At 69.3% G+C, this 17,139-nt stretch carries 14 protein-coding genes; 9 read left to right on the top strand and 5 right to left on the bottom strand.

What is annotated here, in order from left to right:
- Positions 1–57 precede the first annotated feature (57 nt).
- A complete protein-coding gene (locus tag GT354_RS05630) occupies positions 58–1,560 on the top strand; it encodes a helix-turn-helix domain-containing protein (protein ID WP_346011877.1) in 1,503 nt (500 codons plus the stop codon).
- 171 nt (positions 1,561–1,731) lie between these two features.
- On the top strand, positions 1,732–2,412 hold the full coding sequence (locus tag GT354_RS05625; protein WP_161355056.1) for a GntR family transcriptional regulator: 681 nt from the start codon (positions 1,732–1,734) through the stop codon (positions 2,410–2,412).
- 21 nt (positions 2,413–2,433) lie between these two features.
- Here GT354_RS05625 and GT354_RS56370 read toward each other — a convergent pair whose 3' ends face one another.
- Positions 2,434–4,041, bottom strand: a complete 1,608-nt coding sequence (locus tag GT354_RS56370; RefSeq protein WP_161355055.1) for a helix-turn-helix domain-containing protein — start codon at positions 4,039–4,041, stop codon at positions 2,434–2,436.
- A 325-nt stretch (positions 4,042–4,366) separates the two neighbouring features.
- On the opposite strand from GT354_RS56370, the gene GT354_RS05615 reads away from it, so the two are divergent.
- Positions 4,367–5,917: an aldehyde dehydrogenase family protein gene (locus tag GT354_RS05615; RefSeq protein ID WP_346011876.1), complete on the top strand. Its 1,551-nt coding sequence runs from the start codon at positions 4,367–4,369 to the stop codon at positions 5,915–5,917.
- A gap of 404 nt (positions 5,918–6,321) precedes the next feature.
- On the opposite strand, the gene GT354_RS05610 is transcribed toward GT354_RS05615, so the two are convergent.
- Entirely contained in the window at positions 6,322–8,043 is a 1,722-nt protein-coding gene (locus GT354_RS05610; protein ID WP_161355054.1) for a beta-propeller fold lactonase family protein, read from the bottom strand.
- A 112-nt stretch (positions 8,044–8,155) separates the two neighbouring features.
- A complete protein-coding gene (locus GT354_RS05605; protein ID WP_161355053.1) occupies positions 8,156–8,509 on the bottom strand; it encodes a helix-turn-helix domain-containing protein in 354 nt (117 codons plus the stop codon).
- 139 nt (positions 8,510–8,648) lie between these two features.
- Between GT354_RS05605 and GT354_RS05600 the strand changes: the two genes are divergently transcribed.
- Entirely contained in the window at positions 8,649–9,635 is a 987-nt protein-coding gene (locus GT354_RS05600; protein WP_237534406.1) for an NADP-dependent oxidoreductase, read from the top strand.
- Positions 9,636–10,180: 545 nt separating this feature from the next.
- On the opposite strand, the gene GT354_RS05595 is transcribed toward GT354_RS05600, so the two are convergent.
- Entirely contained in the window at positions 10,181–10,639 is a 459-nt protein-coding gene (locus GT354_RS05595; protein WP_161355052.1) for a hypothetical protein, read from the bottom strand.
- Positions 10,640–11,372: 733 nt separating this feature from the next.
- Here GT354_RS05595 and GT354_RS05590 point away from each other — a divergent pair.
- Both GT354_RS05590 and GT354_RS53520 read left to right on the top strand, forming a co-directional pair.
- The gene (locus tag GT354_RS05590; protein WP_237534405.1) at positions 11,373–12,482 is read left to right on the top strand and encodes an FAD-dependent monooxygenase; all 1,110 of its coding nucleotides are present in this window, start codon (positions 11,373–11,375) and stop codon (positions 12,480–12,482) included.
- Entirely contained in the window at positions 12,440–12,661 is a 222-nt protein-coding gene (locus GT354_RS53520) for a hypothetical protein (RefSeq protein WP_237534404.1), read from the top strand. Before GT354_RS05590 ends, GT354_RS53520 begins: the two co-directional genes overlap by 43 nt.
- A gap of 519 nt (positions 12,662–13,180) precedes the next feature.
- Here the strand turns inward: GT354_RS53520 and GT354_RS05585 are convergent.
- Positions 13,181–13,525: a hypothetical protein gene (locus GT354_RS05585; RefSeq protein WP_161355051.1), complete on the bottom strand. Its 345-nt coding sequence runs from the start codon at positions 13,523–13,525 to the stop codon at positions 13,181–13,183.
- A 237-nt stretch (positions 13,526–13,762) separates the two neighbouring features.
- Between GT354_RS05585 and GT354_RS05580 the strand changes: the two genes are divergently transcribed.
- The 3 genes from GT354_RS05580 to GT354_RS05570 all read left to right on the top strand — a co-directional run bounded on the left by GT354_RS05580 (position 13,763) and on the right by GT354_RS05570 (position 16,859).
- Positions 13,763–14,746, top strand: coding sequence for a helix-turn-helix domain-containing protein (locus GT354_RS05580; RefSeq protein WP_161355050.1), 984 nt, complete (start codon positions 13,763–13,765; stop codon positions 14,744–14,746).
- A 234-nt stretch (positions 14,747–14,980) separates the two neighbouring features.
- Positions 14,981–15,355, top strand: a complete 375-nt coding sequence (locus GT354_RS05575) for a CATRA system-associated protein (RefSeq protein WP_161355049.1) — start codon at positions 14,981–14,983, stop codon at positions 15,353–15,355.
- On the top strand, positions 15,333–16,859 hold the full coding sequence (locus GT354_RS05570) for a CATRA conflict system CASPASE/TPR repeat-associated protein (RefSeq protein WP_237534403.1): 1,527 nt from the start codon (positions 15,333–15,335) through the stop codon (positions 16,857–16,859). Before GT354_RS05575 ends, GT354_RS05570 begins: the two co-directional genes overlap by 23 nt.
- Positions 16,860–17,139: the final 280 nt, after the last annotated feature.

The following is a 17,139-nucleotide window of genomic DNA, read 5'->3' as shown; positions in this document are numbered from 1 at the left end:
ATGCGATCGGAAATCAAGTCGTCAGGAACGCGCTCGCAGCCATGCGGCGAATCCGACGTGGAGCCTCCACGGTCCGCCGGCCTCGACGGCCCGCTCGTTCGTGCCGCGCGTCCGGTCCTCGAACAGGTGGGACGCGAACTCGACGGCGCCCCGGCAATCCTCCTTCTCGGCGACATCTCGGCATCCGTGGTCGACATCCGGTACGTGAACCGGGCCGTTCGCCAAGAGATGACGGACCTGGGAATCGCCGTGGGGATCCGGGCCAGTGAAGAGAACCTGGGGACCAACGCCCTCGGCACTCCCGCCGTGACCGGGCGCGGAGTGCTCGTGCGCGGGCACGAGCATGCCGTGTCCGCGTTCCGGCCGTTCGTCTGCTACGGGCACCCCGTCGTCCACCCGGTGACGCATCGGCTCGAAGGCGTCTTCAGCATCAGTTGCCGTACGAAGGACGAGCACCCCCTGCTGGAACCCCTGGCCCGGCGCGTGGTCCGAGACATCGAGAACCGGCTCCGGCTCGACGCGGACCACGCGCAGCAACGGCTTCTCGCGGACTTCCACAGCGCTGCACGCCGTCGCGGCCACGCGGTCATGGTGATCGGGCAGGGGCTCGTGCTCTCCACTCCCCTTGCCCTGGACCTGCTCCAGCCGGCTGACCAGGCGATCATCCGCACCTGGTCCGAGACGGCGCAATCGGTCGGCGAGGCGACTCGACGGCTCACCCTGGCCTCCGGCCGGAAGGTCCGGCTGGGTTGCACCCGGATCGAAGGAGCCGACGGGGTACGAATCCGCATCGTTCCCGAAGAGGGCGCCCCGCGCGGTCGCGCCGGCCACGCCACCGGGGCGGCCCGACCTCTCCTGATCGTCGGCGAATCCGGCACCGGGCGTACCACGCAGGCCCGCCGGGCGGCAGGCGCCGATGCGTGCGTGCTCGACGCGGCGGACGTGCGCAGACAGGGCGAGCAGGACTGGGTCGCGGTGGTGAAGACGCTGCTGGAGTCGGACGGCCCGGCGGTCGTCGTGGACAATCTCCCGTACCTGTCCGAACATCTGGTGACGCTGCTGGCCCGCTTCCTGCGCGCCACACGGCGCGACGTCGTACTCACCACCTCCCCGGGCAAGCATCTGGAGACCACGCACGCGCCGCTCGTGGGGGTCTACGCGGCGCGGCAGGACCTGACACCCCTTCGGCAGCGCCGGCACGACATCGCCCCGCTCGCGGAGCGGATGCTCGCCGACATCGCCGGGCCCGGCCGGGTCCGGCTCGCCCCCGACGCCGTGCGCATCCTGAGCGAACAGCCCTGGCACGGAAATCTCACGGAACTGCGCGGCGTCGTCCGGATACTCGCCGACATCCGTTCGGCGGGCGACATCATTCCCTCGGACCTGCCGTTCTCGCACCGCCGCACCCCACCGTCGGCCTCCCCGCTTCGTCAGGCGGAGCGCGAGATCATCCTGGCCGCGATCGACGCCGCAGGGGGAAACAAACTCCGGGCGGCGCGTGCCCTCGGAGTCAGCCGTTCCACGCTTTACAACAAGATGCGGTCGCTGCACATCCACTGACCCGGGCCCCGATCCGGGTACGGTCGCCCGCCCGCGCGGCGTACGGGGCGAAGTCGAAGGCCAGGGCAGGACCGTCTTCCGGCCGGAGTGGGCTGCGGAACTTCCTATATGATGTGTCAACAGGATGCGTCGTCGGCGAAGGATCGACAGGCACAGGCGAACGGGGCACTCATGGCGCGCGGCGAATCCAAGCGGCAGCAACTCTCCGAAGAGGTCGCGAGTTACGTCCGTGAGCTGATCATCTCCGGTGAGGTACGGCCCGGCGAGTTCCTGCGCATGGAGCCCATCGCCGAAGCCGTCGGCGTCAGCAACACGCCGGTCCGCGAAGGGCTGGTCGCCCTGAGCAGCGAGGGTTTCATCGAGCTGGTTCCCCGCCGCGGCTTCGTCGTCACCGCGTTCTCCCGGCAGGACGTGCGCGACCTGTTCTGGGTCCAGGCCCAGCTCGGAGGCGAGTTGGCCGCCCGGGCGGCCAAGGACATCACCGCCGAGCAGCTCGACGAGCTCGAGAGCATCGTCAAGATGCAGGAGGCGGCAGCCGAAGCCGGCGACGAGGAAGCCATGGTCGAACACGGCCACGCCTTCCACCGGCAGATCAATCTCGCCGCCGACTCCCACCGCCTCAGCCTGTTGCTCCGCTCCGTCGTCCGGCACCTGCCGAACCGCTTCTACGTCTCCATCGAAGGCCGGGTCGCGGCCACCCGCGAGGAGCACCCGCTCATCCTCGAAGCGCTCCGCCGGCGCAGCGCCCGCATGGCCCGCTCCCTGATGGAACAGCACATCCTGGAGAGCGCCGACCACCTCATCGAGATGCTGGAGGCCCGCGGGCTCTGGAAGGACGAAGCCTCGTCCTGACCGTGCCGGCACGGCGACGGGTCACGTGATGCGCAGCACCCGCATCCGGTTGTAGAGGGTGGACCGGCTCATACTCAGCGCACGGGCCGCCCGGAGCTTGTTCCCCCCGGCGGCCTCGATCGCGGCGACGATGACCTCGCGCTCCGCCTGGCGAAACGGCGAAGCGGGCGCGGGCGCGTCCCGGTGCGAGGCGGGCAGGTCCGAGGGCGCGATGTCGCCCTCCGGACGGGTGCTCGCGACGGTCGCGACCACCCGGCGCAGTTCGGCGAGGTTCCCGGGCCACGGTTGCGTGGCGAGCACCCGCAGGCTGTCGGCGGTGAAGCGGGGACGGCCGGGCACGTCGAGGTCGGCCAGCATGTGCTCCGCGAGGCGGGGCACCTCGTACGGCCTGCGGCGCAGCGGGACGAGGTCACGGCGCGCGTTGCACAACGCCACCAGCGAAGCGTGGGGCCCGTCCAGGTGCTCGCCCGGTGTCGATGTCAGCGTCGTCCTGCGCCGTGCCCGGCGCAGGCGGGAGGCGAGCAGCGCCGTCAGCGGCTCGGACAGCAGTTGGATGTTCTCGATGATCAGCGGCGGCCCTTCGAGCGCCAGCAGTTCGGTCATCCGGGTGATCCAGGCCTGTTCTCCCTGCCGCAGGACGTCCGTCGCGTCGAGGGTGCTCCTGTTTCGCCCGACGGCCCGCTGCGCCTCGGTGGTTCGTCCGCTGCCGGGCTCGCCCACAACGAGCAGCGGCCAGTCGAGCGTCACTTCGCCGACGTCCACGAGCGAGCCTTCGCGCTCGTCCGCGACGATGTCGATCAACACCCCGTCGCTGCCGTCGACCGGCACACACCGCAGCGTGACCGTACGGCCGGAGAGCAGGGGCAGCCGAAGTGTCGCCGCGCCCATCTCCCGCGCCCCGTCCGCACAGGCCCGCACTGCGGCGTGGTCGGCCGGTTGGAGCAGGGCCAGGGCCGGCGGGTCGGCGAGGACCAGGCCCTGCCCGACGACCAGCACCCGGCGCCGGTGATCGCGCGACGCCGCCTGAAACGCCGCGAGCAACCGCTGCTGCCGGCGGGTGGAGTCGAGCAGGAGGCGCTCCTCGATGTCGCGGACCAGTCGCCGTACGAAAGCCGGGACCAACGAGTACTCGTGGTCCCGGATACCGCCGAGGTCGAGGACGCCTTCGAGCCTGCGGGTGATCGGGTGGACGACCGGATGTCCGTGGCAGCCGAACCGACGAAACGCCTCCATGAAGTGGTCGTCCTTGCGGACCGTGAGCGGCTGCCGGATCTCCAGCGGGGTGCCGACCGCGTTGGTGCCCACCTGGTCCTCGCCGAGTTCGACCCCGAGCACGAGGCCGGCACCGTCGAGCGCCCCCCGCATCGACCTGTCCTCGCAGTGGATGGACAACAGACGCGCCTCGCAGTCGGCGAGAACGAGGACCAGCGAGGTGCCGGCCAGTTCCGCCCGCGCCTGTTCGAGAACCGGGGCAGCCGCACGGGCCAGGCTGCCGTCCCTGGCCGGCGTGCCCTGCACGAGCTGCGGTCTGTCGTCCTCGTGCAGACCGTTCAACCGCGACCTCGCCCACGACGACTCGATGTCGGGGCTGATCCGTCGAACGTGAAGCTTCTCGGGGGCGGCGGGCACGCGGGCCTCCTCGGGTTCCCTGTTCCCCGGTTCTCGGGGCGTTCCCCGGTTCTCGGGGCGCGGCGGGCCTGGACGCACCACCCTCCGGTCGGCTCATTGGACCGGGCACGTCCTCCGTTGGGAAGGTCCGGGCCCGGAAGTGTCCAAGAGTCTGTACACATTCGCGCGGGGGCTCCACAAGGGGACTTCCCCGGGGAACCGTGCGGACCTCGGGGCGCGCGGATGTCCAACTACTTGGACACCGAGGCGGCGGGTTCCTTCCTAACGTGAGGGCGAAGCCGCCGGCACAACGCTCGGCGGCAACGGAATCGGACAGGAGCAACTGGTGGCCGCTGTAATGACCGAGGGCCCCGCCGTGGATCGGGATGGCGTCTCGCACTACCGGATGTACATCGGCGGCGAATGGGTGGACACGGACGAGCGATACGAGCTGATCAACCCCGCCACCGAAGAACTGGTGGCCACCGCTGCCAAGGGCGACACGGGCCACGCGGACGCGGCGGTCGCCGCCGCCAAGCAAGCCTTCGAGGAAGGCACCTGGCGCAACACTGCGCCGGCGGCGCGGGCCGCGGTCCTGGATCGCGTGATCGCGGCGTTGGGCGCGCGCGTGGAGGAGTTCACCGAGATCGGCGCCCGCGAGTGCGGCTTCCCGCTGCGTCTGTCGCAGGCCATCTGTGTCGGTTTCCCGCTCGCGCACCTGCGGCACTACGCGGACCTGACCCGCTCGTACGCGTGGGAGCGTCCGGGCCCGGTCACCGGCATGGTGCTGAGCACCCAGCTCGTCCGCCGGGAGCCGATCGGGGTCTGCGTCGGCATCGCGCCGTGGAATTTTCCGCTGGTCATCGCGGTGTGGAAGGCGATACCCGCGCTCGCGGCCGGCAACAGTGTGGTGCTCAAGGTCGACGAGAAAACGCCCATCGCGGCGCTGGAGTTGGCCGCGATCCTGCGCGACGCCGGGCTCCCGGCCGGTGTGTTCAACGTGGTCACCGGTGACGGCGAGACGGTCGGCGCACACCTCGTCCGACACCCCGACGTGCGGAAGGTGTCGTTCACCGGCTCGACCGAGGTCGGCCGCAAGGTGATGCGTGGCGCCGCGGACACGATCAAGCGGGTCACCCTCGAACTCGGCGGCAAGGGACCGAACATCGTCCTCGACGATGCCGACCTCGAGGCGGCGGTCGACGGCTCGATCTACGCCTTCCTGCTCCACGCCGGCCAGGCGTGCGAGTCCGGCACGCGGCTGCTGCTGCCCTCTTCCCTGCACGACGAGTTCGTGGAGCGGCTGACGGCCCGTCTCAAGTCGCTGAAGGTGGGAGACCCCTTCGATCCGACGACCGACATCGGCCCCGTGATGTCGGCCGTCCAGCGCGATCGGATCCTCGGCTACATCGAGAGCGGAAAAAGGGAGGGAGCCACCGTGGTCCACGGCGGCGGAACTCCGCAGGGGCCGGGCTACGAGAAGGGTTTCTGGATCGAGCCGACCGTTTTCACCGGTGTCCGTAACGACATGTGCATCGCTCGCGAGGAGATCTTCGGCCCGGTGCTGTCGGTGCTCTCGTACGACTCCGTCGACGAGGCCGTCGACATCGCCAACGACACGGAGTACGGCCTGTCGGCCGGTGTGTGGAGCCGGGACGTGCCGCGCGCCTTGGAGGTGGCCGGTCGGCTCCAGGCGGGTTCGGTCTGGATCAACGACTGGCACAACATCTCTCAGCACATGCCGTTCGGCGGCTTCAAGCAGAGCGGTGTGGGTCGCGAGCTCGGCGAGGACGCCTTCGACGAGTTCACCGAGCAGAAGGCGATCACCATCGACCTGACCGGCCGTGTCGACCGCCGCGCCTACGGATTGGTGCTCGGCACCCCGCCGGCCGCCTGAGAGCACTCGTCGCGCCGGTCGCTTTCGACCGAAGTCCGGTGAGCCGACCCGTTGTCCCGCAGGGGGCACCGGGGTCGGCTCACCGGTATGCCGTACACCGGTGGAGCGGTCCTCTGCTCCACGCCACGCTCGACCGGGCAGTTGTGCTGCGCGCGCCGCCCACATCGAGGGCGAGACCCCGGTCACACCGTCGCCGAGTCACCGACTTCGACACCGCCCACCTCTTTCCAACTGATACATATTGTGGAGGGGCGGCAATGAACGCTCCTGAAATGGCTCTGTTCCCCCGTCGTTGCATGACGGGGGAACAAAGTCATTCAGGAAAACGGTCGAATATCGCGGGCACCGATCGGGGCCGCGGAATTCAGTGTGCGGCGATCATCGGCGGACGGTGGTAACCGTCGTCAGCCGAGGTTGAGAACCGTCGAAGCGCTTCCCTTCGCACCACCGTTACAGGTCACGACCTGGCCGTTGAAGACACGGTTGGCCGAGCAGCCCTCGTCGTCGACCGCGGTGACGGTGACGGTCCGAGAGCCGGACTGGGCGTACGTGTGGGTGATTTCGGGCGTCGTCGTGGTCGCGGTCGTGCCGTCGCCGAACGACCACTCGTAGCGCACGACCGAGCCGTCGGAGTCGGTCGAGCCCGTGGCGGAGAAGACTCCCGTCCGGTCGTGGCTGTAGAGGGTGCTGATCTTCGCCGCCGGCCCCTGGTTGGGAGTCATCACGCTGGACGGGCCGTCGGCGAAGAACACGCCGGTGTCCGCCGCCGGGTACGAGGTTCGGGCCAGGCTGCCGTCCACCCCGTCGACCGCGTAGCTGTGCACCTTCGTGGTCAGGCTCAGCGTCAGGACATCGACGAGGAACATGCGCCTCGCGTCCGGGCTGAGCACGATCCGCCCGGGCATGCTGTTTGCCGGCCCGGCATAGGGCGAACCGGCCAGCGGGACGAGTGCGCCGTCGTCGGCGATCGAGAAGCCGGAGACCGCGTTGCTGCCGGCCTCGGGGAGATACAGGCGCTTCGAGTCCGGGGTCACGGCCGCACCGTGCGGCAAGTTGCCGGTCGCGTACGGGGATCCGGGCGTCGGCGTCAGCGAACCGTCGGCTGCGATCGCGTAGCCGGAGATGCCGGCGCTCTGCTCGTTGGTCACGTACAGAAAACGGCCGTCGGGGGTGATGTTCGGCAGGGCGGGGCCGGTGCCCGCGGCGAGCGGCTCACCGTTCTGGATGAGGCTGCCGTCGGCTCCGATCCGAAAGCCGGTCACCGTGTTCGAGGAGAAGCTGGTCGCGAACACGAAGCGACCGTCCGGGGAGACGGTCGGCTGGCTGAGGTAGCTCGTCCCGGGTATCGTGCCCGGCCGGCCGACCTGGGTCAGTGCGCCGTTCTGGGCGACTGCGATGGTGCGCACGGTGCCGCTGGTCTGGCCCCCGACCGTAGCGAACAGCCGCGAACCATCAGGGGAGAACGCCAGTCCCACGACGGCCGCGTCGTACTGGGCGACGGCGCCGGGGATGGCGCTCAACGCTCCGTTCGCACCGATCGAGTAACCCTTGACTGTCTTCTTCGACAGGCTGGCGACGTACGCCTTCTTGCCGTCGGGCGATACCACGACCGCGAAACCCGCGTCCGCGGCGAACGGGGCGCCCGCCTTGGACAGCGCACCGTCACGGGCGACCCCGAACGCGGCGACGTGGCCGGTGCCGGTACCGCCGACGAGGAGGAACCGGCCCGGCGCGCCGGAGACCGACGAGGTCGTCGTACCGGACGCGGCCGTTCCTGCGGCCGGCGCGCCTACCGCGGTGGCCGGAACCAGCATGCTCGTGGCCGCCAGTGTGGCCACCGCCGATGCGGCGATCCCGGCCCGGGACCAGCGACGGGACCCCTTCCCGCGCCCCGGGCTTCCGGTGACAGCATTCTTGAAAGGACTCACAGCTATTTCCACCTCAGGTGAGTTGTGTCGCCGAGTCATTTCGGCGGCTGCACACATTAAGAAAGGTTCACGAACGCTGCGGAAGACACCACGACGAATCTGTGCAAAAGGTTGGACACCAAAAGCGCACGAACCACCTGTCCCCGACAATGAGGCAGAGAAGGGTCGGCCGATAAGCAGGGTGCGTGCGGCGAACACGGCCCGGACCGTGGGGATCGAAACTCTGCCCGGCTGTACCGGGGGGAAGACACTGCCGGCGTAGCAAGCCGTGCGAACGCCGGTCCGTCAAGGCCGATGGTCGAAGCCGGGACTACCCGATCCGGGTGTTCGTCTCGACCCAGTGGCGCAGATGGGCCAGCGGGGCTGCGGCGCCGCGCCCGAGGTCCGTGAGGGCGTAGTCGACGCGGACCGGGACTTGCGCGATCACGGTGCGGGTGATGAAGCCATAGTCCTCCAGTCGGCGCAGGGTTCGGGTCAGGACCTTCGGGCTGACGCCTTGGAGGCGGTGCTGGAGGCTGGTGAATCGGCGCGGGCCTTCTTCGAGGGCTCCGATGACCAGGGCCGACCACTTGCCGGACAGGACGTCCAAGACGTCGCGGGCCGGGCACAGGGTGGCGTAGACGTCTGCGGTGCGGCGGGGGGAATCGGCAGGTGTCGTTGTCATGAAAATGCCTCCTGCCTGCGACCCTACCCAAAGGGAAGCAACGGTGCTTGCGGGTCACAGAGGGTGCCGTCCTACGGTGGCGCGCATTGCCGCTGCGGTCGCCCGAGGAGCGTGGCCGCTCCTACTGGAAGAGGTCTGCATGGCTGAGCAGGACGCCGGTTCCGCGATGCGGGCCGTGGTTTTCACCGACTTCGGCGGCCCGGAGGTTCTGGTGCCGATGATGGTGCCGCGCCCGGCTCCCCTGCCCACGGAGATTCTGGTGCGGGTGCATGCTGCCGGGATCAACCCGCTGGACCTGCGAACCCGGTCCGGACTTCCCACCCCCGCCAGGGCAGCCCTCGGAGCGGGGCCGCACATCTTGGGTTGGGACGTTTCGGGCACGGTGGTGGCGACCGGGCCAGGTGAGTTCCTCTACGCGCCCGGCGACGAGGTCTTTGGTCTGCTCTGGCTGCCCCGCCCCGCCGGCGCATACGCGCAGTACGTCACCGCGCCCTCCCGGCAGTTCGCCCTCAAGCCCGCGAACATCGACCACGAACACGCCGCAGCGCTACCCCTGGCCGGGCTGACGGCCTGGCAGGGCCTGACCGACATCGCCCGGCTCGACGGCGGCGAGCGCGTGCTGATCCACGCTGCGGGCGGAGGCGTCGGCCACCTCGCCGTCCAGATCGCCAAGCATCTGGGAGCGCACGTCATTGCCACCGCCTCCGCCGACAAGCACGACTGGCTGCGCGCCTTGGGGGCCGACGAGGTCATCGACTACCGGGCCACGCCCTTCGAGGAGGCCACCGGGAACATCGACGTCGTGCTCGACCTCGTCGGTATCGCCCAGCCGGACACCGCCACCCGCTCCCTCACCGTCCTGAGGCCCGGCGGCCTCTTCCTGGGCGTAGCTCCCGGCCGGCCGGCAAATTTCACCGAAGCAGCCGCAGCGGCCGGCGTCCACGTCGCGCCCGAACCCCTGGTCGAACCCGACGGACACGGCCTCGGTGAGCTCGCTCGGCTGGTGGGGACCGGCGCACTGGCCGTTCACCTCGACAAGGTCTTCCCTCTTGATGCCGCCGCCGAAGCCCACATCCATGCGGAGACCGGGGCTCGCGGGAAGACAGTCCTGCAGGTGTTCCGATGACGCGTGTCGGCGATCCGGACATCGAAGATCGCCACGAAGACCTGCTGACACAGTTCCTCTTCGAGACGTCCACCATCACTCGCCACAGCGCCGGCAGCCGACCCTACGACGGGCAGGTGATCCGCGGGGGTGGAACTGTTGTGATGCGTCCCGTGAGTTCCCCTGAGCCCTGCTGAAGACCAGGCACCGTCCAGATGCACGTCCGCCGAAATGCAGACCCACACCTCACCCTTGCGCATCCCCGTCCCGATCAGCATCTCGAACTGGGGCGGCTGCAAGGGAACTTGTCGACTGCCTGACCTACCTCATCGCGAGAACACACATGCGGCAGGCCACAGTTCGCTGTTCAGGCATCGGTTGTCGGTGATGTAGGCGAAGGTGGTTGCCGGTGGACTTGCATAGGCTGATATGCCGAGACCCATCGGGGTGGCGTGTTCGAAACTTCGTTGTTCGCCAGGAGTTACCCCGAAGGGCGCGAAATCGCCGATGGATAGCGAATCGTCTCTGAGGTACGGCGGCCCTGCGGTGGCGATGGGGGAGGTTCCTCAGCTGATCGGTTCGGTGGCAGGCCGACTCGTCCTGATCTCGAAGCCGTACTCGAACGCCCCGTGCGTCACACCGCCGTCGTCCGTCAAGGTCACCTTGGCGGTGTAGGGACCACGGTTCAAGGTCCCGCCGGGGGTCTCCTCCCAGCCACGCTGAGGAATGGTCACTTCGTGTGTCTCCTTCGTCGGACCGAAGGAACCCAGCATCCGATCGTCCTTGGCGACCCTGACCCCCTTGCGGTAGACGTGCTTCACGTATCTGAGGCCGAACACGTTCTCGTGGTCGACCACGAAGCCGATCACGAGCTTGTAGTGCGAGCCCTCGGCGAGCACGAACGGCTTCGCCTTCAAGTCGGTAAGCACCCCTTCGTCGTCGAGGCACCACGTGGTGGAGGGCATGCCCTCGACGATCAGGGTCAGCGTGCGCAGGCTCAAGGGCTGCGGGTCGGTCTCCGGCATGACGTGTCCTTCGTGTGTCGGGGGGGCACCCGGGCCGCCGAGTCGGGCCTCCCGGCACAGGGGAGAGCAGGCCCGGCGGTGGTCCGTGATCAACGACCACAGCCTGGCGCCGCCAAGCAGCCCCATCGCCCATTACTCCATCTACGGCATGCCTCACACCATCACACCGGGCGGTTCCCGCTCTCTTCGCCCAGGCAGTGACTCTCGTCGAACCACCCACGGCTTCCGCGGAACCCGCCGACCCACCCCGGGACGATTCATGACGTCGACGAGGCACCGACACCGGCACCAAGACCGACTTTGCGGTTCTTCACGAGTGCGCGCATGCGTCGCGGCCACCCACGACATCGGGCCGTGTACCAGCCGCCCGTGCCGTCCGTACGGTGGGACGGCGGTGGTTCGTATTCATCTGTTGCACACTCGGCGTCGGTGACAACCACTCTGCTTCGTGCCGCGTTCAGCCCAGCCCCAGGTCGGCGGCGCTCGACGGGGCCACCTGTGTTGCGCGCAGATTCGGCGAAGTCTCAGGCGGCGGCCTGGCCGGCAGGCTGGTTCGCCTGGTTTTCACCAGTCTGGGTTCATACGAGGCTGGTCGGAGTCGGCATTCCTCGTCGATGTCTGCCGCGACCGATGAGTTTTGTGCGGATCGGTGGTCGATACGGCTGGACACACCGACAGCGATGGGCCTGTGCCGGGAACGTTCCAGCGCGGGAGGAAGCACATGGAGGCAGTGATGAGTGTCGACGACTCCGGCCAGGGGCACGCGATCCGGACGGGCGGGCAGGGGACGCGGGTGAGCGGTCCCAGGGTGTTGGTGGCGGGGGCGAGCATCGCGGGACCCGCGCTGGCCCACTGGCTGCGCAGGCGGGGGGCTGAGGTGACCGTGGTGGAGCGGGCTCCCGAGCTGCGTCCCGGCGGGCAGGCGGTGGACGCGCGCGGGGTCGCCAGGGAGGCCATCGAGCGCATGGGGTTGGCCGCGGCGGTGCGCGCGGCGTGTACCGACACCGCGGGTGCGCACACCGTGGACGCGGACGGGCAGGTGCTGGAGACCTTCCGTGCCGACGACGACGGGGGCGACGGGTTCATCGCGGACATCGAGATCCTGCGCGGGGACCTGTCCCGGGTGCTCTACGAGGACACCCGCGACGGCGTCGAGTACGTCTTCGACGACCGAATCGCCGACCTCGTCCAGGACGCGGACGGAGTCGACGTGGTCTTCGCGGGCGGCGACCGGCGGCGCTTCGACTTGGTGGTCGGGGCAGACGGGCCGCACTCGGAGCTGCGAGCGATGGTCTTCGGGCCGCATGAGCGGTTTCTCCGCCACCTCGGGCACGTGTTGGCCTTCTACAGTGTGCCCAACGAGTTCGGGTTGGACCGTTGGCTGCTCGAGTACCAGGATCGGGAGTCCGGGCGCTCCGCCCTCCTGCGGCCCATCCGGGACGCCACCCGGGCGATGGCCATGTTCTACTTCGCCTCGGCCGACTTCGACGTCGACCACCGTGACGTCGCGGCCCAGAAGGTCCTGCTGCGGGAGCGGATGGCGGGCCTGGGCTGGTTGACCCCGGACATCCTCGCGCACCTGGACGACACCCCGGACTTCTACCTCGACCAGGTCGCCCAGGTGGTGATGGACCGCTGGTCGAGTGGGCGGTGGGTTTGCTCGGGGACGCGGCGTTCAGCTCGTCGCCGATGTCCGGACAGGGCACCGGGCTGGCCCTGGTCGGTGCCTACCTGCTGGCCGGGGAGCTGGCCGCTGCCGGGTGGGACCCCGACGCGGGGTTCGCCCGCTACGAGGCGCGGATGCGCTCGTTCGTCGAGGCCAACCAGGAGATCGGCCGATTGAACGCCCGCAGCCGCGACGTTCCCGGCCCGGACGCCGAGCCGAGCCCCAATTTCGCCGGTGAATGGTTCACCGAGCTGGTCGGACGCGCGATCAACGGCGTCGAGCTGCCCGACTACGCGGGGGTTCCGGACTCTGCGGCCCCGGCCGGATCGGCGATAACCTCGTCGGCCAAGCCGTAGAGGTCACATCATGAGAACCCGCCTCGCAGGGTCTTTGCGGTTCTGTTCGCTTGTCTGGTCGGCGCTTGCCGGAGCCGACTAGACCATTGAGACGTCGACCCCGTGACGTCCAAGCCCCGTGATCCCGGCCGGATCGCTCGCCCGTCTCGTCTCAAGCCCGTCTCGTCTCAAGGCAATTGCCGGTGCGCAGCTCGCCGACGTGTGCTCCCTGACACGATGGACGACAGCGGACACACGAGGCCGTTGACCGGCAGGAACCGTTCGGGGCCGGGGTCAGGTCGGTCGACCGACTCGACTACGTGCCGACAACGACGACCAAACGGTGTCGACCATCGCGATCGATGCGGAGTATCGGGCCTGTTCGGCCCCTACCGAGCGGCGCTCAAGGACTGACGAAGCGCCGGCGTACAAGCGCCGCACGCAGGCCGGGAAATGCCCGTGCCGTGATGCCGGCGGTCCGCCCATTACGTCAGTCGACCTGCCCGGCCCGGTATGTGCCGGGTCGGGCAGGTCTGCCGGTCAGGGAGCCCACTTCCCCTTGCCGTAGTCGAGGGACGAGCCGCGGGACGTGCAGTAGGCGTAGGACCAGCGGTTGCTGTTGGTCACGACGCCGGTGGCCGTTTGCCCGTTCTTGCACTTGGCCCACGCGTAGTAGGCCCGGTTGGTGTTGCACCGCACGCCGAAGGTGTTCTTGTCGTGCCACGGCTGACACAGCTTGGCGGCGACCAATTGTCCGTCCGCGGTATGTACGGTCATACCCGCGACGGAGGGAGACGTCCGAGCCTGAGCCGTCCCGGCGGTGACCACCATGCCGCCGGTGGCGACCGTGACGGCGACGAAGGCGCCGAAGAGTGCACGTTTCATGGGGTGTTGCCTCTTCTCGTGGTCGATCGGCCATGGCCCGCGCACACCGGTTCCCGGGAGATCCCGCGGACACCGGGGGCGCACCGGAGTCTTCCGGGGGCCAGGACTCCCATGCTGGCGCCGGAGCCACGACGAGTCGTTGTCACCGAGCGCACATTGCTTGGCACTCGGCGCACTGGTGAGGCCGAACACGGGGAACAATTTTTCCGTCGCGCCTTACGGTGAACGGGGATTCCCATGGAAACGGTCTTCGACAGCGCCGACTTGCCCGTCGACGACCGCGTCGGGGCGTGGGTGGAGACGACGGCTTTGGCGCTGGTGACCACGAAGTTCAAGTCATTGGACCCGACCACGTTCGGGGCACGCCTTCAGGCCATGCAGTTGGGACCCACACAGGTCACCTCGATGGCTTACGGGCCCCTGGTGTCCCAACGGACGCCCGCTCTGATCCGGCAGTCGGACCCCGAGCAGTACCAACTCGCGCTGATCCGCACCGGGTGTCAGGGCATCGAGCAAGCCAGGTCGAGTGCTCTCCTGGAGCCAGGGGACCTGGTCTTCTACGACAGCTCCCGTCCATTCGTCGCTGCCGTCGAGTCCGGTCCCGCCGGCCGGTCCGAGTCGGTTCTCGTACAGTTCCCGAAGCGACTACTGCCGCTGCCACACGCCGACCGGCTGTTGGCGACACCGCTGTCGGGCACGCACGGCGTAGGTCACCTCCTGGCTCGGTTCATGACCACCTTGGCCGACGAACCCGAGCGGTTCACCCCGCAAGACGCGACAAGGCTGGGCGGCATCGCCCTCGACCTGGCCACAGCCACGCTGGCCCACCATCTCGACGGCGAGACGATCGCCCCCTCGCGGTCGCCGGGAGACGTCCTGTTCCTGCGCATCACGAGTTTCATCGACCAACACCTTCACCTCCGCGAGTTGGGTCCCAGCACGGTCGCGGCGGCGCATCAGATCTCGCTGCGATACCTGCATCGGATCTTCCAGCAGCACGGCGCGTCCGTCGGCGCGTACATCAGACACCGGCGCCTGGACCGCTGCCGGCACGACCTGGCGGAACCCTCCCTGCGTCACCTCACCATCCACGCCATCGCCAACCGGTGGGGCTTCGCCCAGCCCTCCGATTTCACCCGCGCCTTCCGGAGCGCGACGGGGATGACTCCCAGCCAATACCGGGCCGCGACCCGGGCGGCCGGCACTCCCGTTGTTCGCTGAACGCGTCGCCGCCGCGGTCGTCGACGTGTTCGGCGAACCACCAACCCCACACCCGGGCCCTCGTGTCGATGTCGCGGGCCCGCACGCCGGAGACCTCGCCGATCCGGGCGGTGGTGCAACCGACGAACTGCACGTGCTCACCCCGTACGGGGGAACGTTGGCGCTTCGTCGGACACGGGAGCCCGGGTATCGGTAGGTTGCCGCCGCGAGAGGAATCCGACCGGGGGAGAAACGGTGAACGGGTACTGCGAGGAGAGTGTCGAAGTACTACGGGAAGCACTGATCTGGCGACTCGATACCGATCGTTGGACACGTGTCGAGCAACTGTTGCAGTCGGTGGACGCGGCGCTGAAGGCCGGGGATGCCTGCGGCTTTCGGCACGCGGTTCATTCGCTGGAGGCCGCAGGGCCCGAGAGGGTCGCCGGCCTCGAGGCCGCGAACGCCGCGATGCCGGCCCCCGCGCCGGCGGCGGTACGGGTGCGCATCGATCGGCTCGTGCACACCCTGGAAAGCGCCGGCCTACCGGGGACGTCGAACCGGGCGGGGGCCGAACAGGACGACGGACGGCACGGCGAGGGCCGCGACGATGTCGGCACGACTCGGCGCTAGAGCTCTGGTCGTTCACGTGTTTGTCGCCGCCGACGGCGAGGATTCGGTCGCCGACCTGGCCTACCTGCACCGCATGTGGCGCGCGTGCGGCGACGTACTCGGGATGACCGAGCCCGTACCCGGCATGAACGCCGACCTCGGTCCGGCTTGGGCGCAGGCGCCACCGGGCCTGTCGGCCGCCCGGTCCCGGCCGGGAGGAATGCACCAGGTCGTCCTGCGCCGCGAGTACGACACGTTCTGCCTGTCGGCGGTGTTGGAACCGGACACCGTCGAGGGCGTGACCTGGTCGGAATTGGACGCCCGGTGGTCACGGGTCGAAAGGGCGGCCGGCGCCGCTCCGTCGGGCGTACTCGGTTCGGCGCGTTTGTTCCTGGCCCGCCTGACCGATCCCGCCACGCCCGTCCGGGCGTGCCCCGAGTCGGTGCAGGACTCCGTTCCCACGGACGGCTCGGGGACGGGCGTGCGCTCGGGGCCGGGGGCGTTGCTGGGCGGCCGCGTCGCGGTGTGGGAGAGCTGCGGGCCGGGCGACGACCGCACCGTCCGCCGTCTCGCGGTGATCGCAGGCCCGGACGGCGACGCCGAACTGAGCGCGCTGGCCTGGGTCGTCGCGGGATCGGTACGGGAACTTCCGCCCCTGGCGCACTACTTGCTCCATGCTGGGCGTCTGCGCCACCAACTGCGAGTGTGGCGCGCCGCCCATCCGGGCCTGTGGCGGCTGCGGCAGGAGACCGACGCGTGCCTGCGAGAGCTCCTGAGGGTGGTGCCACCGGCCCGGCACCAGCCCTCCGAACGCATCCCGGGGACATCGGCGGCGCGACTCTTGGACGACCTCCAGGCGCGGGTCCTGGCCCTGATCGACCGGTCGACGCGCCTGCGGGAGATGCGTCGCACCGTGGAGATCGTCGCGGACAACCTCCGGGTCCTGGATCCGTCGGAGGAGGGGTCGTCGGCGCCGCCTCCGGCTTCCGGTGTCGCCCGCCCCGTCGGACCCTTCGCCGATGATCGCGCGTTGGCCGAGTGGTTCGGTCGGCAACTCGACGATGACGCGATCTACCTCGAACACACGCTCCAACGGTGTGAGCGGATCGGGACCGTGCTGGACCAACTGTCGCAACGCGGTCGGCAACGCCGTCAGGAGAGCCTCAACGCGGGGCTGGCCGGCGTGGTGGGGGCGGTGTTGATGTGTCTGGCGGCTGTGCAGTCCCTCGAATACACCGTTCCGGTCCCGGCAGCCGTCAAACCCGCCGTCGTCACGGCCCTCGGTGCCTTCGCGCTGTCGGCCTCACTCGCCGTCGTGCGCGTCCTGCTGCCGGACCGCCGATGGTCACTGTTCGTGTTGCAGGCCTCGATCGGGATGGTCACGGCCTCGCTCGGCTGGGTGACGATCGCCGCGGTACAGGGCTCGACTCCCCCGCCGAGTACGACGCTCTCCTGCGCGGGGTTCGGCTTCCTCGTCGGCACGGCCGTGGCTGCGGCACTCGCTCGCGCACGGCACCGCCGATGAAGCTCGGAAGGAGAAGTTGATGTCGTTCGTTCAATACCGGGGACCCGACGGCGGCGATCCGGAACGAGGTCGTCGGGCGGTCCGCCCGCACGTCCGGTACGACCACGTCGCGAATATGGGTCCCGAACAACGCGCCGAGTTGGCGAAGCAGCGCGCCGCGAACCGACGTGGGGTAGGTCGCGGGTGGCGGGTCCGTCGTCGATCCGCCGGGATTGCCCGGCTCATGGGGGCGCTCCGGGTTCTGATCGGTCTGCCGGCCCATTTCCTCCGGCTGCGATAT

This window comes from Streptomyces sp. SID3343, from assembly GCF_009865215.1.
In the GTDB taxonomy this organism is placed as follows: Bacteria; Actinomycetota; Actinomycetes; order Streptomycetales; family Streptomycetaceae; genus Embleya.
Note: the sequence above shows the minus strand (reverse complement) of the source record. Positions and strands in the feature narration are given on the sequence as shown.